At 69.8% G+C, this 21,546-nt stretch carries 24 protein-coding genes (1 of these 24 cut by a window edge); 12 read left to right on the forward strand and 12 right to left on the reverse strand.

What is annotated here, in order from left to right; genetic code table 11:
- Positions 1 to 529, forward strand: partial view of a DUF72 domain-containing protein gene (locus ABIE41_RS05080; protein ID WP_192645128.1) — the 3' portion only. Its footprint begins 281 nt before the window's first position; only the last 529 of its 810 coding nucleotides appear in the window; its start codon lies beyond the left edge, outside the window; the stop codon is at positions 527 to 529.
- A gap of 6 nt (positions 530 to 535) precedes the next feature.
- On the opposite strand, the gene ABIE41_RS05085 is transcribed toward ABIE41_RS05080, so the two are convergent.
- The 6 genes from ABIE41_RS05085 to htpX form a co-directional block, all read right to left on the reverse strand.
- Positions 536 to 1,015 carry a YbaK/EbsC family protein gene (locus ABIE41_RS05085; RefSeq protein WP_192644779.1) on the reverse strand — a complete coding sequence of 160 codons (480 nt, stop codon included), beginning with the start codon at positions 1,013 to 1,015 and terminating at the stop codon, positions 536 to 538.
- A gap of 4 nt (positions 1,016 to 1,019) precedes the next feature.
- Positions 1,020 to 1,286, reverse strand: a complete 267-nt coding sequence (locus ABIE41_RS05090) for a hypothetical protein (protein ID WP_192644780.1) — start codon at positions 1,284 to 1,286, stop codon at positions 1,020 to 1,022.
- Positions 1,287 to 1,313: 27 nt separating this feature from the next.
- Positions 1,314 to 2,906 (reverse strand): bifunctional phosphoribosylaminoimidazolecarboxamide formyltransferase/IMP cyclohydrolase, encoded by a 1,593-nt coding sequence (purH, locus tag ABIE41_RS05095; RefSeq protein ID WP_192644781.1) that lies wholly within the window; start codon positions 2,904 to 2,906, stop codon positions 1,314 to 1,316.
- Between the two features lie 78 nt (positions 2,907 to 2,984).
- Positions 2,985 to 4,700 carry a heparinase II/III family protein gene (locus tag ABIE41_RS05100; protein WP_210321097.1) on the reverse strand — a complete coding sequence of 572 codons (1,716 nt, stop codon included), beginning with the start codon at positions 4,698 to 4,700 and terminating at the stop codon, positions 2,985 to 2,987.
- A 90-nt stretch (positions 4,701 to 4,790) separates the two neighbouring features.
- Entirely contained in the window at positions 4,791 to 6,164 is a 1,374-nt protein-coding gene (locus ABIE41_RS05105) for an RsmB/NOP family class I SAM-dependent RNA methyltransferase (RefSeq protein ID WP_354191786.1), read from the reverse strand.
- 4 nt (positions 6,165 to 6,168) lie between these two features.
- Positions 6,169 to 7,092, reverse strand: a complete 924-nt coding sequence (gene htpX, locus ABIE41_RS05110) for a zinc metalloprotease HtpX (RefSeq protein WP_192644782.1) — start codon at positions 7,090 to 7,092, stop codon at positions 6,169 to 6,171.
- A gap of 120 nt (positions 7,093 to 7,212) precedes the next feature.
- Between htpX and ABIE41_RS05115 the strand changes: the two genes are divergently transcribed.
- The 11 genes from ABIE41_RS05115 to ABIE41_RS05165 all read left to right on the forward strand — a co-directional run bounded on the left by ABIE41_RS05115 (position 7,213) and on the right by ABIE41_RS05165 (position 16,518).
- Entirely contained in the window at positions 7,213 to 7,443 is a 231-nt protein-coding gene (locus ABIE41_RS05115; protein ID WP_192644783.1) for a DUF1674 domain-containing protein, read from the forward strand.
- Positions 7,444 to 7,530: 87 nt separating this feature from the next.
- The gene (locus ABIE41_RS05120) at positions 7,531 to 8,262 is read left to right on the forward strand and encodes an FkbM family methyltransferase (protein ID WP_192644784.1); all 732 of its coding nucleotides are present in this window, start codon (positions 7,531 to 7,533) and stop codon (positions 8,260 to 8,262) included.
- Positions 8,263 to 8,340: 78 nt separating this feature from the next.
- Positions 8,341 to 9,069, forward strand: a complete 729-nt coding sequence (locus ABIE41_RS05125) for a GntR family transcriptional regulator (RefSeq protein WP_192644785.1) — start codon at positions 8,341 to 8,343, stop codon at positions 9,067 to 9,069.
- Entirely contained in the window at positions 9,066 to 10,604 is a 1,539-nt protein-coding gene (locus ABIE41_RS05130) for a xylulokinase (protein ID WP_192644786.1), read from the forward strand. Before ABIE41_RS05125 ends, ABIE41_RS05130 begins: the two co-directional genes overlap by 4 nt.
- Before the next feature lie 6 nt (positions 10,605 to 10,610).
- Entirely contained in the window at positions 10,611 to 11,423 is an 813-nt protein-coding gene (locus tag ABIE41_RS05135; protein ID WP_192644787.1) for a BtpA/SgcQ family protein, read from the forward strand.
- A gap of 4 nt (positions 11,424 to 11,427) precedes the next feature.
- Positions 11,428 to 12,207 (forward strand): SDR family NAD(P)-dependent oxidoreductase, encoded by a 780-nt coding sequence (locus ABIE41_RS05140; protein WP_192644788.1) that lies wholly within the window; start codon positions 11,428 to 11,430, stop codon positions 12,205 to 12,207.
- A 314-nt stretch (positions 12,208 to 12,521) separates the two neighbouring features.
- Positions 12,522 to 13,172 (forward strand): ABC transporter permease, encoded by a 651-nt coding sequence (locus ABIE41_RS05145; protein WP_354191787.1) that lies wholly within the window; start codon positions 12,522 to 12,524, stop codon positions 13,170 to 13,172.
- 32 nt (positions 13,173 to 13,204) lie between these two features.
- A complete protein-coding gene (locus ABIE41_RS05150) occupies positions 13,205 to 14,146 on the forward strand; it encodes a sugar ABC transporter substrate-binding protein (protein WP_192644790.1) in 942 nt (313 codons plus the stop codon).
- Positions 14,147 to 14,281: 135 nt separating this feature from the next.
- Positions 14,282 to 15,046 (forward strand): ATP-binding cassette domain-containing protein, encoded by a 765-nt coding sequence (locus tag ABIE41_RS05155; RefSeq protein WP_192644791.1) that lies wholly within the window; start codon positions 14,282 to 14,284, stop codon positions 15,044 to 15,046.
- A gap of 4 nt (positions 15,047 to 15,050) precedes the next feature.
- A complete protein-coding gene (locus ABIE41_RS05160) occupies positions 15,051 to 15,986 on the forward strand; it encodes a nucleoside hydrolase (protein ID WP_192644792.1) in 936 nt (311 codons plus the stop codon).
- A gap of 10 nt (positions 15,987 to 15,996) precedes the next feature.
- A complete protein-coding gene (locus ABIE41_RS05165) occupies positions 15,997 to 16,518 on the forward strand; it encodes a hypothetical protein (RefSeq protein WP_192644793.1) in 522 nt (173 codons plus the stop codon).
- Between the two features lie 5 nt (positions 16,519 to 16,523).
- On the opposite strand, the gene ABIE41_RS05170 is transcribed toward ABIE41_RS05165, so the two are convergent.
- From ABIE41_RS05170 to ABIE41_RS05195, 6 genes are read right to left on the reverse strand one after another with little or no spacing between them, the layout of a single operon-like run.
- Positions 16,524 to 17,288, reverse strand: a complete 765-nt coding sequence (locus tag ABIE41_RS05170) for an ABC transporter ATP-binding protein (protein WP_192644794.1) — start codon at positions 17,286 to 17,288, stop codon at positions 16,524 to 16,526.
- Positions 17,285 to 18,298, reverse strand: a complete 1,014-nt coding sequence (locus ABIE41_RS05175) for a FecCD family ABC transporter permease (RefSeq protein WP_192644795.1) — start codon at positions 18,296 to 18,298, stop codon at positions 17,285 to 17,287. Before ABIE41_RS05175 ends, ABIE41_RS05170 begins: the two co-directional genes overlap by 4 nt.
- Positions 18,299 to 18,331: 33 nt before the next feature.
- The gene (locus ABIE41_RS05180) at positions 18,332 to 19,363 is read right to left on the reverse strand and encodes an iron ABC transporter substrate-binding protein (RefSeq protein WP_192644796.1); all 1,032 of its coding nucleotides are present in this window, start codon (positions 19,361 to 19,363) and stop codon (positions 18,332 to 18,334) included.
- Entirely contained in the window at positions 19,350 to 19,829 is a 480-nt protein-coding gene (locus tag ABIE41_RS05185; RefSeq protein ID WP_192644797.1) for an SAM-dependent methyltransferase, read from the reverse strand. The genes ABIE41_RS05180 and ABIE41_RS05185 overlap by 14 nt, the downstream gene beginning before the upstream one ends.
- Before the next feature lie 12 nt (positions 19,830 to 19,841).
- A complete protein-coding gene (locus ABIE41_RS05190) occupies positions 19,842 to 20,630 on the reverse strand; it encodes a molybdate ABC transporter substrate-binding protein (protein ID WP_210321098.1) in 789 nt (262 codons plus the stop codon).
- 37 nt (positions 20,631 to 20,667) lie between these two features.
- Entirely contained in the window at positions 20,668 to 21,546 is an 879-nt protein-coding gene (locus tag ABIE41_RS05195; RefSeq protein ID WP_192644799.1) for an ABC transporter substrate-binding protein, read from the reverse strand.

A 21,546-nucleotide genomic window follows, 5' to 3' on the forward strand; every position in this document is an offset into this window, starting at 1 on the left:
GAAATTCTTCTCCGGCGGCGTCACGGAGCTGAAGGAGAAGCTCGGGCCGATCAACTGGCAGTTCATGCCGACCAAGGCCTTCGACCCCACCGATTTCGAGGCCTTCCTGAAGCTCCTGCCGCGCAGCGTCGAAGGCCTCGCGATCCGCCATGCCGTCGAGGTGCGCCATGACAGCTTCCGTACGCCGGACTTCATCGCCCTGCTGCGCGAATACGGCGTGGCAGCGATCACCGCAGCAGATTTGGATTATCCACAAATCGCCGATGTCACGGCGCCTTTCGTCTATGCCCGCATCATGGGAACCAGCGAGACGGAGCCGGAGGGCTATGCTGCCGCCGATCTCGACCGATGGGTGCAGCGCGCGCAGGCCTGGTCGAAGGGCGAGGTTCCCGACGATCTCGCCAGGGCATCCGGCGATGCGGCCGAGGCGGTGCCGCGCGACGTCTTTCTCTACGTGATCAGCGGCGCCAAGGTCCGCAATCCCGCCGCTGCCATGGGGCTGACGCGGCGGTTGGCGGAAGCCGGCTGAGGTCTGTCAGCCGTCAGAGGGTACGATATCCTGGCAGACATCGACCCATTCGGCGCCGGTGAGCAGAGCCATCCGCTCGGGCGATATCCGAACCGCGCTATGCGTCGAGCCGGCGGCGGGCACAACTTCGTCGAAAGCCTTGAGCGAGACGTCGCAATAGACCGGCAGCGGCGTCGCCAGGCCGAAGGGGCAGACGCCACCGACGGGATGGCCGGTCAATGCCTCGACCTCCGCCAAATCGAGCATGCGCGGCTTGGCTGCGAACACCGCCTTGGCCTTGCGGTTGTCGAGGCGGGCATCGCCGCGCGCCACCACCAGCACGACGCGCTCGCCGACCCGCAGCGACAGCGTCTTGGCGATGCGCGCGGGCTCGACGCCATGGGCGGCAGCGGCGAGCTGGACCGTCGCGCTGCTTTCCGACGTCACCATAACTGCAATGTCGGGGGCGTGGGCGGCGAAGAAGGCGTGGACGGAGTCGAGGCTCATCGCATCACCGGAAGCGGAGGAAGAGCAGCAGCGCGAACGCCGCCGGCAGGCCGAAGACCAGCGAGAAGAACGGCATCTCCTGCAGCAGCGTATAGCCGGCGCGGTTGACGCCGACCCAGAGATTGATCAGCGCGGCGACGAGCCAGAGCGGCAGGAACAGCTTCACCGTGAAGCCGGTCGGGTCGCCCCCGCCGAGCTTCAGCCGGCGCGCGAGGAAATGCAGCGCGCCGAGCAGGGCGAAACCGGCGGCGATCAGCTTCAGCGTGTGCATAAGGCGTTCCCCCGCCTGCGGCTGCGCTCAGTGGCGGAAATGGCGGTGTCCGGTGAAGACCATGGCAAGGCCAGCCTCGTCTGCGGCTTTGATCACCTCATCATCGCGCATCGAGCCGCCGGGCTGGATCACGGCGGTGGCGCCGGCTTCGGCCGCGGCCAGCAGGCCGTCGGCGAAGGGGAAGAAGGCGTCGGAGGCGACGACCGAACCCCTGGCGAGAGTCTCGGGCTGCCCGGCGGCCCTGGCGGCTTCCGCCGCCTTCCATGCCGCGATGCGCGAGGAATCGACGCGGCTCATCTGGCCCGCGCCGATGCCGACGGTCGCGCCGTCCTTCACATAGACGATCGCGTTGGACTTGACGTGCTTGGCGACGCGGAAGGCAAAGCGCAGATCGGCAAGCTCGGGCTCGCTCGGCTGGCGCTTGGTCACGACCTTCAGTTCCATGTCGTCGACGACGGCATTGTCGCGGGCCTGGGCGAGGAAGCCGCCCGAGACGGTGCGCAGCGAGAGGCCGGGCGCGCGTACATCCGGCAGGCCGCCGGTGAGCAGCAGGCGTAGGTTCTTCTTGGCGGCGATGAGCGCGATCGCCTCCTCGTCCGCCTCGGGCGCAATGATCACCTCCGTGAAGATCTCGACGATCTTGCGGGCGGCGTCGGCGTCGAGCCTGCGGTTCAGCGCGACGATGCCGCCGAAGGCCGAGACGGGATCGCAGGCCAGCGCCCGCTCATAGGCCGCGAGCAGCGAGGAGCCGGTGGCGACACCGCAGGGGTTGGCGTGCTTGACGATGACGCAGGCGGCCGTCGCGGCGGGATCAAACTCGGCGACGCACTCGAAGGCGGCGTCGGTGTCGTTGATATTGTTGTAGGAGAGCTGCTTGCCCTGAACCTGCCGCGCCGTCGAGACGCCCGGGCGACTGCCGGGCGTGCGGTAGAAGGCGGCCCATTGGTGCGGGTTCTCGCCATAGCGCATCGCCTCGGCGAGCTGGCCGCCCAGCGCGCGATAGGCCGGGGCGGTGTCACCCAGCTCATTGGCGAACCAGTTCGAGATCGCGGCGTCATAGGCCGCCGTGCGGGCATAGGCCTTCTGCGCGAGCTTGCGGCGCAGCGTCAGCGTCGTCGCGCCCTTCTGCGCCTCGAGATCGGCGAGCACCGCGGCATAGTCCGAGGGTTCGACGACGACGGCGACGTCGTGATGGTTCTTGGCCGCGGCGCGGATCATCGCCGGCCCGCCGATGTCGATGTTCTCGATGCAGTCGTCATAGGGCTTGCCGGCTGCGACCGTCGCCTCGAAGGGGTAGAGGTTGACGACGAGCAGGTCGATCGGCGCGATGCCGTGGCCCAGCATCGAGGCCTGGTGCTCGGGATGGGAGCGGATCGCCAGCAGGCCGCCATGGACCTTTGGGTGCAGGGTCTTGACGCGGCCGTCCATCATCTCCGGGAAACCGGTCAGGTCGGAGACGTCGGTCACGGGCAGGCCGGCCTCGGCCAGCGCCTTCGCCGTGCCGCCGGTCGAGACCAGGGCGATGCCCAGCCGGTTCAGGGCGCGTGCGAACTCGACCAGACCGGTCTTGTCGGAAACGGAAAGGAGCGCGCGTTCGACGCGGCGGAGCTCGGTCGGCATCGGAAAGGGTCCAGGAACATCGAGACGGTCGGCGCGAGCTATCATGCTGCGGCGCGCAAAGCAAAGCGCGCGGCCGGCTCAGGCCTCGGGCGGAGTCTCGGGAACCGCTTCCTCCGGCGGTGGCGGCCGGAACCGGGCGGCCTGGGGCGCGGCTGCCCCGATGCGGGCCAAGCGCCAGGTGATCCGCGGCGTCGCGACCGCATCGAACGTGATGCTGAGCTGCTCGGTGCGACGCCGTCCATCGGCTGCCGCGAGGAAGATGCTTTCCTCGATCGCCAGCGGAAGCCCCGCCGCATCGAAGGACCAGACCTCGCCATTGGGCAGGGCCAGCATCGCGGCCTCGCCGTTGCGGACCAGGCTGGCCTTGACGGCCGGGTGGAGATGGAAGCGTGCCACGCCCGGCAGTTCGGACGGCGCCGCACTCAGGGTGACCTCGTCCTCGCCCGACAGGGATGAGCCGTCGCGCGCGAGCAGGAGGCGGCGGGTGTGCACCGCGCCGAGCCCGCGCCGGTAGCCGTCATGGCTGCCGACCCATTCGGGGCCCGCTTCCGTGTCCTGCCGCGCGACGCGGACATCGGTAGGGCCGGCGACGACCCGCATCTCGCCCAGCACGCGGCCGAAGGCGGCGCTGGAGCGATCGGCGAGCGTAACCGTCGAATGGGCGGCGGTGCTGCGCGCGGCCTGGCGCAATTCGGCCGAGCCGTAGCGGCTGGTGCCGCAATTGACGACGATGCGCTGGGCGCCGCTGGAGAACTCGAAGGAGAGGCAGCCGGCATGGGCCTCGACCGACTGGGCTCCGCGCGGCGCGGCGCCGGCCTCGACCACGACGATGGCGCGTTCGCCGGTGAGGCGGCTGTAGCCGGAATAGCCGGCCTGCTCGATCGGCCGCGCGCGGGCGTCATCATAAGCAGCCAGCGTCGCCATCAGGTCCGGCGGCGTGGTGCCCATGCCGTTGAACAGCGCGAGCGCGCCGTCGCCGTGCCGGAACAGGCGCAAATGTGGCATCATCCGCTCGATCGCCATCAGCATGCCCCGCGGTGGCTCGATACCGCGTGCCATGAAGGTCTCGCGCAGCGGCAACAGGTCGAGCAGGAGCTCGATCAGCATGCGTGGATTGCGGCTGACATGGCCGCCATCGGGCAGGATCTGGTGGTCGAGCTCGTCGGAGAGCTGATGGTCGAGCCGGCGCCGGCGCCCGTCCTGCCCGTCGAGGCAGACGGCGGCGAAGCTGACGGCGATGAGGCAGTTGAGGCGCGCGCTGCCTTCCACCGCGCCCGAGAGCGACAGGTTCAGCCGGTCGGCGAGCCGCCAGACATGGCGCAGGAAGCGTTCGTAGAAGCCATGGTCGGCGCCCTCCAGCAGCAGCGGCGAATGCGACAGGAGCGAGATCAGCCGGCGTGCCGCCACGGCGGGGCGGCGGGCGATCTCGCCGCGCTCGCGCTTGCGGGCAATGAAATCCTCGACGAGGGCGCGGGCATTGGCGCGGGCGAGCGCCGTGTTGGCGACGTGCATGTGGCGCAGCCAGCCGAAGCCGAGCAGCGCCTCGGCCCAGGCCTCGCTCGGCGGCTCGCTGTCGAAGGGGGATTCGCCATGGGTGCGCAGGGTGCGGCCGGCGAAGGCATAGTAGCCGGCGTAGATGTCGCCGGCTGTGGTGGGGTCGGCAGTGCGCAGGTCATGGGGCGCGAACAGCAGGCGCGTCGCAGCCGGACGTCCGAATGGCCAGAGCCGGCGCGCGACGCCGAAGAGGTGACCACGGGTCCGCCGGGCCGCCCGTCCGATCGCGGCCTGCGCCAAACCCCTGCGCTCAGACCAGCCGTTCAATGCCCCGATATGCCCCGTACTCACGACACAAGGCGTCGATCGCCCGTCCGATTCCCCATCATGTCATAGCCTGATCAGGCGGGTTGCGTAAAATCCGCTCCATCCGGAGAGGCGCGGCGTTTCGTTGCGGAGCTGGTGGGGCAGGGTCCGCAGATCGCCGTTGCGGTCAATCGCCTCGGTGAGGCCGCCGATTTCGCCGGCCTCGACGGGCTTTCGGACAAAGTCGGGGTGGGCCTTCAGGAAGGCCTCGATCTGCGCCTCGCCCTCCTGGGGCTCGAGCGAGCAGGTGCAGTAGACCAGCCGGCCACCCGGCTTCGTCAGACGCGCCGCCGCCTCGAGCAGCCGTGCCTGGAGGGCGACGAGCTTGTCGCGGTCCTCGGGCGATTTCGTCCAGGCGACGTCGGGGTGGCGGCGGATGGTCCCGGTGGCGCTGCAGGGCGCGTCGAGCAGCACAGCGTCGAAGGCCTCCGCCTGCCATTGCGACGCATCCACGGTGACGATGTCGGCCGACAGGCCGAGCCGCTCGAGATTAGCGCGCAGACGGCGCAGGCGCGGTCCTGAGCGATCGACGGCCGTGACCTGTGCGCCCATGGCGGCGAGCTGGGCCGTCTTGCCGCCCGGCGCGGCGCAGAGATCGGCAATGCGCTCGCCCGGCTGCGGCGCGAGCAGGCGCACGGGCAGCGCCGCGGCGGCGTCCTGAACCCACCAGGCGCCCTCGTCGAAACCCGGCAGGCTGCTGATACCACCGCGTTCGCGCAGGCGGATCGAGCCGGTGGGAAGAAGGAGGCCGTCGAGCTTTTCAGCCCAGCCCTCGGGATCGGATTTCACGGAGATGTCGAGCGGCGGCTCGTCGCGATGGCTTGCTGCGATGGCGGCAGCGACATCCTCGTCGTAGCTCTCCATCCAGCTCTCGGCGAGCCATTCGGGCGTGTCGAGGAAGGGGTCGACCGCCTCGGCGAGGATCGCCTCGCGTTCGCGGGCCAGCCGCCGCAGCAGCGCATTGCCGAGCGAGACATAGCGCGAGGAGCGCGCATCCTCGTGGAGATGGCGGATGGCGAGGTCGACGGCGGCATGGTCCGGCACGTCGAGGAAGAGAATCTGCGCCGCGGCGGCGACCATGATCGGCTCGAACGGGCCGGAATTGCGCGGGCTGCCGCGCTCCAGCCTTGCGTTGATCGCCTCCTGGATCGTGCCGAGCCGGCGGAAGGCGGTGATCGCGATGGCGCGGGCCAGCGCGCTGTCGGCGGCGTCGAGCCCATAGGACGGCGCCAGCCGCTCATGCGTGTCGTCAAGCGACAGCTTTGCTCTCAAGACCTCGTCGATGACGGCGGCGGCGAGCCGGCGCGCCGGCAGTCCCGGAGCGGCGGCGGTGCGCTGCGCGTCGTCCTCCTGCTGCGGCTGGGGGATGTCGTCCCGTTGACCCTGCTGCTTTGCCACGCGATCAGCCCCAGGGACCTGGCTCGCGGCCGGACCCGCTCCAGTGGTTCTGCGCAGCGCCGCCGACGAAGCCGCCGCCGCTGCGGCCGATGCCCATGGCGCGGGCCTGCTCCATCAGCGCGGCGATGCGGTTGCCGGTATCGGGGTGTGTCGAGAACAGGGAATCCATGCCGCCAGCCGTGAGGGGATTGATGATGAACATGTGCGCCGTAGCAGGCTTCGCCTCCGCCGTCTCGTTCGGCGTATGCGCGACGCCGCCGGCAATCTTCGCCAGCGCATCGGCAAGCCAGACCGGATTGCCGCAGATCTCGGCCCCGAGCTTGTCGGCCTCGTATTCGCGCGAGCGCGAAATCGCCATCTGGATCACCATCGCGGCCATCGGCGCCAGGATCGAGAGCAGGATCTGCACGACCATGTTGGGCCGGTTCTCGCGCGAACCGAACATCATGCCGAAAGTGACGAGCGAGGAGATGGCGCCGGCCATGGTGGCGGTGATCGTCATCGTCAGCGTGTCGTGATTCTTGATGTGGGCAAGCTCATGCGCCATCACGCCCGCCAGTTCCTCATAGCTCAGCGTGCGCAGGATGCCGGTGGTGGCCGCAACCGCCGCATTCTCCGGGTTGCGGCCGGTGGCGAAGGCGTTGGGCTGGTCTTCCTCGATCAGGTAGACCCGCGGCATCGGCATGTTGGCCCTCGCCGCGAGGTCGCGGACCATGCCGTAGAGCTCGGGTGCGGTCCGCTCGTCGACCTCATGGGCATTGTGGGCAGCGAGCGCCAGCCGGTCGGAGTTCCAGTAGCTGAACAGGTTGGTGACGGCGGCGAAGCCCAGCGCCATCAGCATGCCGCCGCCGCCGCCGAGCAGATAGCCGACCGCGCCGAAAAGCGCGGTGAGACCGGCCATCAGCATGCCGGTGCGGACATAGTTCATCGTCTTCCCCTCGGTTCCATCGCGGCTCGCGGCGACATGCCTCTCCCCGGATGCGGTTCTGGCACTTATGTGGTGAAGCGGACGGCGATCCTGCAAGGACTTTGGCGAGAGACCGAGGCGATGAGCGAGCCCCATGACGTGACCCCGGCCCCGGCAGAGGACGCACAGCCCGCGCCGAAGATCCTGTCGCCGGCGGCGCAGCGGGCGCTGGCCGAAGCGCAGGCAAGGCGCGCCGAGATCGACGCGCGGGCGGCCGATGTCGCCAGCCGCAAGGAGATCGACGGTCGTGGCGGTCTCGAGCCGGTGCGCTACAACGACTGGGAGGTAAAGGGCCTCACCAGCGACTTCTGAGGCCGTTTCCCGGGAAGACAGGCGCGGCTTAACCCGCCGACAAGACTCCCCGCCTTAGCCTTCGCGCCTCGCGAAGGAGCCACCGCCATGTTGCCTGCATCCTGGAAGTCCGTCGAGGCGGGTGGGCTGATCCGTCTCGGCTCGGAGCGGGACGGCGGCTACATCGTCTCGAAGCGGGCCGTGCTCGCCTCCCGGCTGCTGATCGGGATGGGCGTCAACGACGATTGGCAGTTCGAGGAAGAGTTCCGGCGGCTCGGCGACGCTCGCATCGTCTGCTTCGACCACACGGTCAATTTCGCCTTCTGGGCGCGCTATTATGTCGAGCAGACGCTCCGGCTGCGCTGGAACCGCTGGACCCGCTATCTCGGCTATCGCCGCTTCTTCGGACAGTCGGGCGTCGAGCACCGGCGCATCCGCATCGGCTACGACCAGCCGGGCGGCGTCAGCGTCGCGGGGCTGATGCGCGAATTCACCGAGCGCGACGTCTTCCTGAAGATCGACATCGAGGGCTCTGAATACCGGATTCTCGACGAGATCGTGGCGCATCGCGACCGCTTCACCGCCGTGGTGATGGAACTGCACGATCTCGACCTCCACCGCGACCGCATCGAGCGGTTCATCGAGGGCATGAGCGGGTTCGCGATCGTCTTCCTGCACGCCAACAATTTCGGCGGCGTCGACGGGCAGGGCGACCCGCTGGTCGTCGAGATCAGCCTGATGCGCAAGGATCTTCTCGACCCGCCCGTGCCCGGCCAGCCCAAGCTGGTGCTGCCGGCCAACGACACGCGCGTGCCCGATATCGAGCTGCGCTTCGCCTGAGCGCCGCGGCCATCCGAGCCCGCTTGACTTGTATTAGATTTGTATCTTTCATGGTGGCTCCTCAGCCGGGGTCGCCACGTGATCCGCTATCAGGACATCGCCCGAAGTCTGGAACGCGGCCTCGCGGCCGCCGGCGGTGCGTCCGGTGCGATCCCCTCCGAGCATGAGCTCTGCGAACGCTACGGTGCCAGCCGCACCACCATCCGCGCCGCTTTGAAGCAGCTGCAGGACCAGGGGCTGATCGAGCGCCGGCAGGGGCAGGGCACCTTCTATCGGCCGCGCCACATCGCCAAGAATCTTGGCAGCATCGTCGATTTTCATACCGAAGCGCGGATGGCGGGGCGCGTGCCGACGACGCGGGTGATCGCGCTCGTCGCGCGGCCCGCCGCGCCCGAGGAGGCCGCGCTGTTCGGCCAGGCCGCAACCGCCGGCCTCGTCGAACTGACGCGCCTGCGGTGTCTCGACGACCAGCCCGCCGTGCTGCAACGCTCACGGGTCGGGCTCGCAACGCTGGGCGAGACACGCGCCGCCGATCTCGAGAACGCCTCGCTCTACCGCTATCTCGCCGAGTGCCGCGGCGTGCAGGTCGTCACGGTCGAGGAGACGCTCGAGCCCTGGTCCGTCAGCGCCGAGGAGGCCGGCCCGCTCGCGATCGCGCCGTGCACCGCGGTCTTCCGGTCCCAGCGCGTGGCGCGGGATACGGATGGCGCGGTGGTCGAGGTCAGCGACAACCTGATCCGCGGCGACATCTACCGCTTCACGATCCATCGCGATGTTGCCGACGCGGCCTCAGGAGCCACCGCATGAGCGTCGTCCTCGCCTGCGATCTCGGCGGCACCAGTTTCCGTGCCGCGCTGATCGACGAAACCGGCACGACCCGGGCGCAGGCCATGATCCTCGGCCCGACCGCGATCGACCGCATGGGCTGGTCGGAGATCGACGCGACCGCCTGGTGGCGCATCCTCGTGGACGCAGCCGGACAGCTCGCCGAGGCCGAGCCCGCGCTGTTTGGCGAGATCGAGGCGATCGCGATCTGCGGCGTCACCCGCACGCAGGTCTTCCTCGGTCGCGACGGCCGTCAGCTGCGCCCGGCGATGACCTGGAAGGATACGCGCTCGGAAGCCGCCGCGGCCCGGCTGCGCGAGCGGCTGGGCGACCATCCCGAGGCGCAGCGCATCAACGCCTTCCACCCGCTGGCGCGCCTCGCCTGGCTGCGGGAGGAGGAGGAGGCCTGCTTCCGGGCGCTCGCCTGCGTGCTCGAGCCCAAGGATTACCTGAACGCCCGCCTCACCGGCCGCCACGCCGGCGACCCCGTCTCGATGGCGCGGCTGCTGGCCTCCCGCGAGGCCGTCGGCGGCGTCGATCCCTTCGCCGCGATCGGGCTTGCCGCCGGCATCCTGCCGCCCATGCTGGAGCCCTGCGAGACGGTCGGGCCGGTGCAGCCGGGCCTGCCCGCGCCGCTCGATCGGTTGGCCGGCGTGCCCGTGTTCTGTTCGTCGAGCGACACCTGGGTGGCGGTGGCGGGCCTCGGCGCGCTGCGGCCGGGCTATGCCTACAACATCTCTGGCACCACGGAGGTGCTGGGTGCGGTTGGTCTGGAGCCGGTCGAGGCCGAGGGCCTGCTGACGGTGGACTGGCGCGGCCTCTGGCAGATCGGCGGGCCGAGCCAGAACGGGGCCGACACGGTGTCCTGGCTGCTCTCGCTGCTGGCGCGGGAGGGTGCGGAGCCAGGCTCGACCGGCCAGCGCATCGACGCGCTGCTGGCCGGGCGCCGGCATCCGCAGCCGCTCATCTTCCTGCCCTATCTCCAGGGCGAGCGCGTGCCCTACTGGAACCCTGCGCTGCGCGGGGCGATCCTCGGTCTCGGCCGCCAGCATGGCGCGACCGACCTCGCCTATGCGGTGCTGGAGGGCGTCGCCTTCCTGAACCGGATCGTGCTGGAGCGGGCCGAGGCCGCGCTGGGGGCGCCCGTCGGCGAGATCCGCTTCGGTGGCGGCGCGGCGGCCAATCCGGTCTGGAGCCAGATCAAGGCGGATATCTGCGGGCGGCCCGTGGTGGTCGGTGCATCAAAAGAGCCGGGACTGCTCGGTGCCGCGATCGTCGCCTGGACCGGGCTCGGGCGTTTCGTCTCGCTGGCGGAGGCCCAGGAGACGCTGGTTCGGCCGGCGCGACGCTTCACGCCGGAACCGGAGCGGAGACCGGCCTATGACGCGCTGTTTTCGCTCTACCGGCGCAACGAGGCGGCGCTCGCCCCCCTCTCCGCCGACCTCGCCACGCTCTCGCGCAGCGCCGGCGCCCTGCCCGGCATCCACGCCGCGCCCCTGACCGCCAGCAAGGACTGACCGCCCATGAAGACCCTCGTCCAGACCGATTTCGGCCGCGACCACCTGCTGATCGGCTGCGTCCACACGCTCGCCCTGCCCGGAACCCCGCTCTACGACCGCGCCGGCGGCATGCGGAAGATCGTCAAGCAGGCAAAGGAAGAGGCGAAGATCCTCGAGGAGGCCGGCTTCCACGCGCTGCTCTACACCAATGAATCGGACATGCCCTATGAGGCGACCATGCCGATCGAGGTCGTCGCCGCGATGACCGAGGTCATCGCCGAGTGCCAGGCGCAGACCACGCTGCCGCATGGCGTCAACATGCTGATCGACCCGCCGGCCTCGATCGCGGTGGCCCATGCCACGGGCGGGCGCTTCGTGCGCGCCTTCCTGACCGGCGGGCTCGTCGGCGACATCGGCATGATGACGCCCGATGGTGCGAGGGCGCTGCGCCTGCGCGCTAATCTCGGGGCCGAGCACATCCGCATCATCTGCAACGTCACGCCGGGCTTCTCGATCAATCTCGACACGCGTCCCGTCGAGCAAAAGGCCTCGGGCGCGGTCTTCATCGGGCTGGCCGACATCGTCTGCGTCGGCGGCCCGGCCGCCGGCAAGGAGGCCGACATCGCGGTGATCGAGAGCGTCGCGCGGCAGGTGCCCGACACGCCCGTCGCGGTCGGCACCGGCGTGGCCGAGGAGAACATCGCGCGGCTGGCCGAGGTCGCCGAGCTCTTCATCGTCGGCACCTCGATCAAATACGATCGCCAGACGCTGAACCCGGTCGAGCCGCGCCGCGCCCAGGCGCTGGTGCGCGCCTATGAAAACCGGAAGGCGGCCTAAAGCCATGGCGGGACCGGTCACGCTCGTCACGGGCGCTTCGGGCGGCATCGGCGGCGCGCTTGCCGCGATGCTGGCGCAGCAGGGACATCGGCTGGTGCTGTCGGGGCTCGACAAGAGCGGGCTCGATGCGCTGGCGGCGGATCTGGCTGCGCAGGGCGCGAGCGTTGCGACGCTCGCCGGCGATGTGCGCGAGCGCGATCTTGCGCAGGCCTGCGTCGATCTCGCGATCGAGCGCTTTGGCCGGCTCGACCATCTCGTGACGGGGGCTGGCGCGTCGCGCCCCGTGCCGCTGGTCGAGATGGAAGATGACGAGTGGGACAGGCTCGTCGACATCAATCTCTCGGCGGTGTTCCGCATCTCGAAGGCGGCCGCGCGCCAGATGATCGGCCAGGGCGAGGGCGGATCCATCGTCCATATCTCCTCCATCGCTCATGCCAATGGCGGGGCCAACCTCGCCTATGGCTCGGCCAAGGGCGGCGTCGCGACCCTCACCTACGGCATGGCCCAGCAGCTCGGCCCGCATAGGATTCGCGTGAATGCGGTTGCGCCGGGGATCATCGATACGCCTATGGTGCGCGGCGGCTTCGCGCAGCAATTCGATGCGCTGGTTGCCGGTGCGGCTGTGCGCACGCCGCTGGGACGTTTGGGACGACCTGAGGATGTCGCTGCCGTGATCGCCTTCCTGCTTTCGCCATCGGCTGCCTTTGTGACGGGGGCACTGATCCCGATCACCGGCGGCATCGAGATCCTCTCCCCGATCTCGACCATCGCGAAGGGGGCCTGAGGGCATGAGCGGGCTCGATGTTCGCGAGGTGATTGGGCGCTATGGCACGGCCATCGCCGGGCTCGCGCTGGTCCTGTTCTTCCTGCTCTTCGCGCCGAACTTCGCCAGCACGATGAACATCATCAACGTGCTGAAGGATACGAGCTTCCTCGCCATCCTGGCGCTGGGCTTCGCGCTCGCCTTTACGGTCGCCGAACTCGACCTCTCGATCGCGGAGATGGCGAGCCTGGCGGCGGTGGTCTGCGGCTGGCTGGTGCATTCGCAACACCCGCCCGCCGTCGCCTTCGGAGCCGCGCGCGCTCGCCGTCGGCGTCGTGCTCGGCAGCCTCAACGGCTATGGCGTGACCGTGCTGCGCATCCCCTCGCTGATCATGACGCTGGGAACCGCGGCCATCGCCAAGGGGCTGGCCTTCATGATCACCCAGGGCGTCGCCTTCACCGGACGCTGGCCGGTGAGCTTCACCGGTCTGGCACGCGGCTACAGCTTCGGCATCCCCAATCTCGTGCTCTGGATGACCGGCGCGACGCTGTTCGCCTGGGTGCTGGTGAAATGGACCCGCACCGGCGCGCATATGGTCGCCACCGGCGAGGCGGACGAGGCGGCGCGGCTCGCCGGCATCGCCACGGCGCGGATGAAGCGCATCGGCCTGCTGCTGGCGGGTGTCTTCGCCGGACTGATGGCGGCGCTGCTCGCGGCCAACCTGTCCTCGGCGGCGCCCAACATGGCGGGCGACTACCTGCTCTATGCGATCGCCGCCGTGTTGCTCGGCATGACCATGTTCGAGCCCGGCAAGCCCAACATCGCCGGCACGGTCTTCGCGGCGCTGGTGCTGAAGGTCCTCGGCAACGGCTTGGTGCTGCTCGGCGCGCCCTATTACATCCAGGACATCGTTCTCGGCGTCATCATCATCGGCTCTGTCGCCTTCTCGGCCAGCGCGATGAAGAAGGCGGCGTTCAAGGTCTGAAGAGCCACGACAACAATGAGGGGAGAGCTCACATGTTCGGATTGAGGAAGACGCTGCTGGCCGCAGCCGCGATGCTCGCGCTGGGCTCGCAGGCACAGGCCTTCGAGGTCGGGATCATCGGCTTCCAGTTCTCGTCGGAGACGCATGCGCGCGTCGCCAACGCGGCCGCCGCCGCCGCCAAGGCCAAGGGCTGGGGCGTGACGCTGCTGAACTCGGAGGGCGCGCTGCCCAAGCATGCCGAGCAGTTCGACGCGCTGATCGCCAAGAAGGTCGACGCCATCATCATCGCCATGGGCAAGCCGGTCGAGGCCGACGCCCAGTTCAAGGCCGCCAAGGACGCCAAGATCCCGGTCGTCACCGTGCAGTCGGGCTCGAGCCCGCATGCGCTCTTCGATATCCAGACCAACGAGTACAAGGTCGGCGCGGATGCGGCGCTCTACCTGCTCGGCCAGCTCGGCTACCAGGGCAACATCGTGACCGCCCGCTTCGACCTCAACGTCGCCTCGCGCATCCGCGGCCGCATTCTCGATGCGGTGCTGGCCGAGAACCAGGCGGTGAAGGAACTCGGCAAGTTCTCGATGGCGCGCACCCAGAGCTGGCGCGACGACGTCCGGGCCGGCATGCAGGCGCTGCTGCTGCAGAACCAGGGCAAGATCAACGGCATCTGGGCCTCCTTCGATGGGCAGGCCTACATCATCGACGACCTGCTGCAGGCTCAAGGGATCAAGAAGGGCCAGATCCCGCTGGTCTCGGTCGATGGCGGCAAGGAGACCTATGCCCGCATCGCCGATCCCGCCTCGACCTTCCTGGCGACGGTCGCCATCCCCTTCGAGGCGATGGGCAAGCAGGCGGTCGACGCGATCCAGACCATCGTCGTCGAGAAGAAGCCGAAGGAAACCGTCACCAGCGGTACCTATCTCTTCACGGAGGCCGTGCTCGTCGACAAGACGAACGTCCAGCAGTTCCTGAAGTGAACCCATGCGCGTCATGCTCGGGCGAAGACCCGAGCATCTCGGAAACCCGTGCCTTCCCGGCATGAGATTCTCGGGTCGGAGCTTCGCTCCGCCCGAGAATGGCGCCGCGTTGCCCCGTAGCCGGACGGACAGATCATGAGCGATCCCACCCCCCTCCTCTCCCTGCGCGGCATCGGCAAGGCCTACGGCCCCGTGGTCGCCGTGCGCGAGGTCGATCTCGACATCTTTGCGGGCGAGGTCGTCGCGATCTGCGGTGACAACGGCGCCGGCAAGTCGAGCCTGATCAAGGTGATCTCGGGGGCGGAGGAGCCGACATCGGGGTCGATCAGCATGCGCGGCCAGCCGGTGGCCTTCGGCTCGCCGCATGACGCGCTGGAGCATGGCGTCGCGACGATCTACCAGGATCTCGCGCTCGCGCCGCGCCTCTCCATCGCCCAGAACGTGTTCATGGGCTCGGAGCTGACCAGGCCCGTGCTGCTGCCCTTCCTGCGCGTGCTCGACAAGAAGCGCATGATCGCGGAATCTCAGCGCTATCTCTCGCAGCTTTCAGCCGCGGTGACGGACATGACCCGCCCCGTCGAGCGGCTCTCCGGCGGCCAGCGCCAGGCGGTGGCGATCTCGCGCGCCCTGCGCTGGAATGCCGAGATCATCATCATGGACGAGCCGACGGCGGCGCTCGGCGTCAAGGAAAGCGCGCTGGTGCTCGACCTGATCCGCAAGCTCAAGACCGACGGGCGCACCGTCATCCTGATCAGCCACAACATGCGCGATGTGGTGGCACTGGCCGACCGGGTCGTGATCATGGGCGCGGGCCGCAAATACGTCGACCGGCCGATCGGCGATCTCAAGGCCGACGACATCGCCCATCTGATCATGGCCGGCAACGCCAGGGCAGCCTGAGCCGATGCGCGAAGCCATCCTCATCGACACCGACCCCGGCCAGGACGACGCCGTTGCGCTGCTGTTGGCCTTCGCGTCGCGCGATCGGCTCGACCTGCGCGCCATCACCACGGTGGCCGGCAATGTCCCGGTGGCGCAGACCACCGCCAACGCCCTGCGCATCCGCGACCTCGCCGGGGCCGCGGCGGCGGCCGTCCCCGTCCATGCCGGCGCTGAGGGGCCGCTGCTGTTCCCGCTGGAGACGGCCGAATTCGTCTGCGGACCGGACGGGCTCGCCGGTGCCGACCTGCCCCCACCCGCGAGCGCGGCCGCGCCGGGCCACGCCGTCGAGGCGATCATCGCGCTCTGCCGCGCCGCGCCCGAAGACGGCGTCACGCTGTGCCCGCTCGGGCCGCTGACCAATCTCGCGCTTGCTGTCCGGCTGGCGCCCGACATCCTGCCCAGGATCAGGCGCATCGTGCTGATGGGCGGGGCGCTGGGGCTGGGCAACATGACGCCGGCGGCCGAATTCAATGTTCATGTCGATCCCCATGCGGCGGCGATCGTCTTCGGCTGTGGCGCCCCGATCGTGATGATCGGGCTCGGCGTCACGCTGCAGGCGATCGCGAGCCATGAGCAGGTCGCGCGGATCGGCGCGCTCGGCACCGCTACCGGCCGGGCCGTCCATGGCATGCTGACGCGCCCGCGCCCCGGTGGGCTCGGCACGGCCGGCCACCCGATGCACGACCCCTGCGTCATCGCCTTCCTACTCTGGCCGGAGCTGTTTTCGGGGCGCGACTGCTTCGTCGAGATCGAGACCGGCGCGGGCTCCCTGCGCGGGCGCACGACGATCGACTGGAACGGGCGGCTGAAGCACCAGCCCAACGCCCATGTCGTCGCGACCGTGGAGGCGACGACGCTGTTCGAGCGGATGATCGAGCGCTTGGCCGTTTTGCCTTGAGAGGACTGTGATGCCCCATCTGGTCGAGGACCTGCGCGCCGAGGCGGAATCCGCCATCGCCGCGATGCGCGAAGCGGCGCTGGCCGCCCGCCATCTCCATGCGCGGGCCGAGCTGATGCGCCACATGCTGACGACGGCGCGCAAGGTGAAGGACAGGCCGAAGGCGGAAGCTGTCGAGACCGTCGTGCGCGAATGGATGGACGCCTGGAACCTCGACCGGCACGACTGGCCCAAGATCGCGAACGAGATGGAGGCCTTCACCGCCGCCTTCCACGACTATGCCAATGATCCCTCCGACCCTCTCGATGCGCGGCTGCGCGAAAGCTGCGCGGCGCTCGATGCGGCGCTGGCGAAGCAGGACACCTCGATTTCGGAGCAGATGGCGTTCCGCTCGCAATGCGCCCATCGCTGGTGGGGGCTGGTCGCGCCGACGCCGGTCGATCTGCCCGGCGCCAAGCCGCGCCCCTCGATGCCGGAGCTGCGCCGCGACGCGCCGTTCTGGGAGACCGGCTGCGCCGATTTCTGCCGGTAGGCCACTCAGCCGGGCAGGAAGGCGATGCGGCCGTCGCCGTCCCTCACCGTTTCGATCGGCACGCCATAGAGCTGCTGCAGCCGCCCGGGCGTGAGCAGATCCGCGGCTGCCCCGCTGGCGATGGCCTGCCCGTCGCGGATCATCATGACGCGATCGGCATGGCGCAGCGCCTGGTTGGGATCATGCGTGGTGAACAGCACGCCCAGCCCTTCCGCCGCGAGCCGCCGGATCTCCTGCATGACCCGGCCCTGATTGCCGAAGTCGAGGCTCGCGGTCGGCTCGTCGAGCACGACATAGGCCGGCTCCTGCGCCAAAGCGCGGGCGATCAGCACGAGCTGGCGCTCTCCGCCGGAAATCTCCGTATAGGGCCGCTGGGCCAGCCGGGCGATGCCGAGGCGCTCCAGCATCGCGGCGGCGACAGCATGGTCGCGGGGCGAGGGCGCCGCGAAGAGTCCGGCATGGGCGCTGCGGCCCATCAGCACCACGGCCTCGACGGTGAAGGCGAAGGTGCCGGCATGGGCCTGCGGCACATAGCCGATTGCCCGCGCCCGTTCCGGCGGCGAGAGCGCGGAAAGGGGGCGGTCGTCGAGCAGCAGCGTCCCGCCGCGCGCCGGCAGCAGCCCGAGCAGGGTCTTGAGCAGCGTGGTCTTGCCGCTGCCATTGGGGCCGAGCAGGGCCAGCACCTCGCCGCGGGAGAGCGACAAGGCGATGTCGCGGCCGATGACGCGCTCGCGATAGCCGTAAGCCAGATCGGAGGCGGCGAGGCTCACGACCAGCCTCCCCGCGCCGAGGCGAGCAGCCAGATGAAGAAGGGCGTGCCGATCACGGCGGTGAGGATGCCAAGCGGGGTTTCGACCGGGCCGGCCGTGCGCGCCAGCGTGTCGATGACGAGGAGGTAGCCGCCGCCGAGGATCGCGGCTGTCGGCACCAGCCGGCCGAAGTCGGGGCCGACCAGAAAACGCGCGAGATGCGGCACGACGAGCCCGACCCAGCCAATGATGCCCGCCGCGGCGACGCTCGCCGCCGTCACCAGCGTCGCGGCGACGACAATGGCCAGCCGCAAGGGTCCGGTCCGCAGGCCGAGCGCGCGCGCCTCCTCCTCCGGCAGCGACATCGCGTTCATGCGCCAGCGCAGCGCCATCAGCACCGCCGATCCAGCGAGAACCGGGCCGAGCAGCGGCACGAGATCGCTGCGGTCGGTGCCGGCGAGGCTGCCGAGCAGCCAGAAGGTCATGGCCGGCAGCTGGTTGTACGGGTCGGCCCAGTACTTGATCAGGCCGATGCCGGCGCTGAGCAGCGAGCCCACGACCACCCCGGTGAGAACCAGCACGAGCACGGGATCGCCGCGCCGGATCGTCGAACCGACCGCATAAACCGCCCCAACGGCTAGAAGGCCTCCGGCGAAGGCAGCGAGCTGGATCGCGAAGAGCCCGAGTGAGAGATAGATGCCCAGCACCGCCCCCAGCGCCGCGCCCGAGGACGCGCCGAGGATGTCCGGCGAGACCAGAGGATTGCGGAACAGGCCCTGGAAGGCGGTACCCGCCACTGCCAGCGCCGCACCACAGAGCAGTGCTGCCACGACTCGTGGGCCGCGGATGTTCCAGATCACCGTCTCGATCTGCGGGGCCAGGCCCGAAGGCTGGCCGCTCAGGCCCGACCAGAGGATGCGTCCGAGATCGCTGGGTCCGACGGGAAAGCGCCCCAGCCCGAAGGCGAGCAGGATGGCGAGCGCCAGCAAAGCGAGCGCGATGGCGTTGCCGCGCAGGAGCGAGGGGCGCATGGGGTCAGGGCCGCCCTGACGGCGTCACGGCCATCACCCCCGCCCCGCGAGGATGCGGTCGAGCTGGGGCTCGCTCGGCGTGACCTGATAGAACAGCGTGTGGAAGTCGCGGGCGATGGCGCGGATGTCTTCCGGGAAGGCTTGCGGATAGAGCAGCTTGGCCAGCCACCAGAGCCCGACCATGCGGTTGACCGATGGCGGGAAATCGACCCAGCCGAAGGGAATCTTGGGTGAGAGATGGACGCGGCCCGCTTTCACGGCCCGCACACTGGCCCAGGCCGGATCGCGACGCACGCTTTCGGAGAAGGCGAGGTCGATGGTGACGATCACCTCCGGGTCCCAGGCCAGCACCTGTTCGAGCGAGACCTGCGCGAGCCCGCTGCCCGGCTGGTCGGCGACGTTGCGGGCGCCGAGAAAGGAGAGCGTCTCGACATTGATCGAGCCGCCGAGCCCGGTCTCCAGACCGCGCGGTCCGCGGGCATAGTAGACGGAGGGACGCTGCTCGGGAGCGATGCCGGCGATGCGGCCGCGGATCGTCGCCATCGCGGTCTCGCACCAGGTCGCGAGCGTCTCGGCGCGCTCGCTGCGGCCCGTCAGGCGGCCGAGGATGCGGTAGCTCTCGGGGATCGAACCGAAGCGGCCGTCGAGCAGTGCATAGGGGATGCCGGTCTGGCCCTGCACCCGCTCGGCCAGCTCGACATAGGTTCTGCCGGTCGAGCCGGCATCGACGATCAGGTCGGGCTTGAGCTGGAGCACGACTTCGAGATTGGCGCTGTTGCCGCGCCCGGTGATGCGGCCGATCTCGGGCCGGTCGCCGATGCCCGGCAGCAGGAATTCGCGCTCCTCAGGGCGGTTGGCGCGCGGCCAGCCCAGCAGCAGATCGGGCGCGAGCGTGTAGAGCTGGATCGCGGCAGGCGGCCCGGCGGGAAAGACGCGCATAACGGTGGGGGAAACGGCGACGTCCCTGCCTGCGCCATCGCGCACCGTCGCCGCTTGCGCCAAGCGGGGGCACGCCGCGAGGGCGGCGAGGCCGGTCAGCAGGGCGCGGCGGTCAGGACGGGGCATGGCCGGGCTCCGTCGGCGGGCTGTGCCGGCAGCGATGCGGCTTGATGTCGAGCAGAGGCGTGCCGTCGAGGCAGTCGAGCCCGCGCACCAGCAGCGCGCCGTCCTCGACGCCGAGCAGCCGCACGCGCGATAGCGCGATCGGATTCGGCCGGACAGGCGAACGCAGCGCAAAGGTGCCGAGCGGTTCGCCGCCCCGCGGGGTCTGCGTGACGAGGTCGCGCCGCGCCTGATGCATCCAGTAGAGCAGGTCGAGCCAGGCGAAGCCCTCGATGCCGGCGAGCGCGGCGCGCCAGGGGTCGTCGATCTCGGCACGGCAGACCGGGCCGGCCTCAGCGTCACCCTGGCGCGGGCAGTGGTCGCGCGTGGCGAAGGGCGTGCGCAGACGGCCGATGAAGACGAGATGCGCGTCCCGCCGGTCTGGCAGGGGCGCGCTGGTTTCGCCCGGTCGCGTCGCCTGCCAGTCCATGGGGGTCTCCGGTCAGCCGCCTTCGCGCGGGAGCGTCGGCGTGGCGAAGCCGTGCCGGGCCAGGATGGCCTGGCCCTCCTGCGCGAGGATGAACATGGCGAGCCGACCCGCATTTGGCGAGGCCCCGTTCATCACGGTCAACCCGTATTCGGCGCCCACTGCCAGCTCCGGCGGCAGCCTGACGAGGCGGATCTCCGGCTGCTCCTTCGCGATCGGCGCCGCATTGGTGCAATAGGCGAGGAAGATGTCGGCCGCGCCGCTGGCGAGGTTGTGACCGTAGACGTTGAGGCCGTCCGGCGCCGGCGCGCTGCCGGGCCCGCCGGTGAGCTGCAGCGCCTTGGCCTCCAGCGCTGCCCGGGCGCCGGGTTTCACCGCCTCGGCCCGCGCGAAGACCTGGAAAGCATAGTCGCCTGACGGGTCGGCGCGCGGGGTCGAGGTGCCGAGCTTGAGGCCCGTGTCGAGCATACGCTCCAGCAGCGTCTCCGGCGTCGCGGTGACGCCGGGCCGCAGGAAGGCGCAGAGTTCGTTGCGGGCGAAGAGCACGACCGGGCCGCTGCGGCCCTCCTTCGCCAGAGCGCGGGGGTTGCCGAGATCGGCGGAGGCGAAGACCTCTGCCGCCTCGCCCTTGGCGATGCGCTCGCGCAGCAGGCCCGAGGCGCCGAAGGCCGGCTTCACGGCAAGCCCGCTCTGGGCGGTGAAGGCCTGCGTCACCTCGGTGAGCGCGGCCCGCAGGCTGCCGGCCGCATGCAGGAGAACGGGCTCCTGTGCGCGGACGGCGGAGCTCGCGGCGAGGCCACCCATCAGGAGGAGACCTGCGAAAAAGCTGTGGCGCATGGGATCACGCGCCCGCCTGCGTCGCATTGGGGAAGAACAGCTGCTGTCCCTCGATCTTGTAGTCGGCGATGGCCTTCTGGCCCTCCGGGCTGACCAGCCAGTTCACGAAGGCCTGGCCGTCGTTGATCTTGACGTGAGGATGCTTGGCCGGGTTCACCGCGATGACGCCGTACTGGTTGAACAGGCGACGGTCGCCCTCCACCGCAATCGTGAGATCGCCGCGATTCTTGAAAGAGATCCAGGTGCCACGGTCGGCCAGCACATAAGCGCCCATGCTGCCCGCGGTGTTGAGCGCGGCCCCCATGCCCTGGCCGATCTCGCGGTACCAGGCGCCCTTCTTGGCCTCGAGATCGACGCCCGCGACCTTCCAGAGCGCCAATTCGGCCGAATGCGTGCCCGACTTGTCGCCGCGCGAGACGAAGGGCGCGCCCTTCTCGGCGATCTTCACCAGCGCGGTGGCGATGTCCTTCGAGCCACTGATGCCGGCCGGGTCACCCTTCGGGCCGATCAGGACGAAGTCGTTGTACATGACGGGCTTGCGCTCCAGCCCGAAGCCGTCGGCGACGAATTTCTCCTCCTGCGCCTTGGCGTGGACAAAGACGACGTCGGCGTCGCCGCGCCGGCCGGTGTCGAGCGCCTGGCCCGTGCCCTGCGAGACGACGCGGACCTCGATGCCGGTCTTCGCCTTGAACAGCGGGAGGATATGGCCGAACAGGCCGGAATCCTGGGTCGAGGTGGTCGAGGACACCGTGATGAACCGGGTACCAGTCGCGGCCGGTGCCGAGGCGGCCGGCGGTGTGGCGGTGGTGGCCTGGGCGAAGGCGAGGCCGGTCAGGGCAGCGCTGAAGCCGGCGGCGAGCAGCAGGCGGCGGGTCGATGTCAT

The organism is Bosea sp. OAE506 (assembly GCF_040546595.1).
GTDB lineage: Bacteria > Pseudomonadota > Alphaproteobacteria > Rhizobiales > Beijerinckiaceae > Allobosea.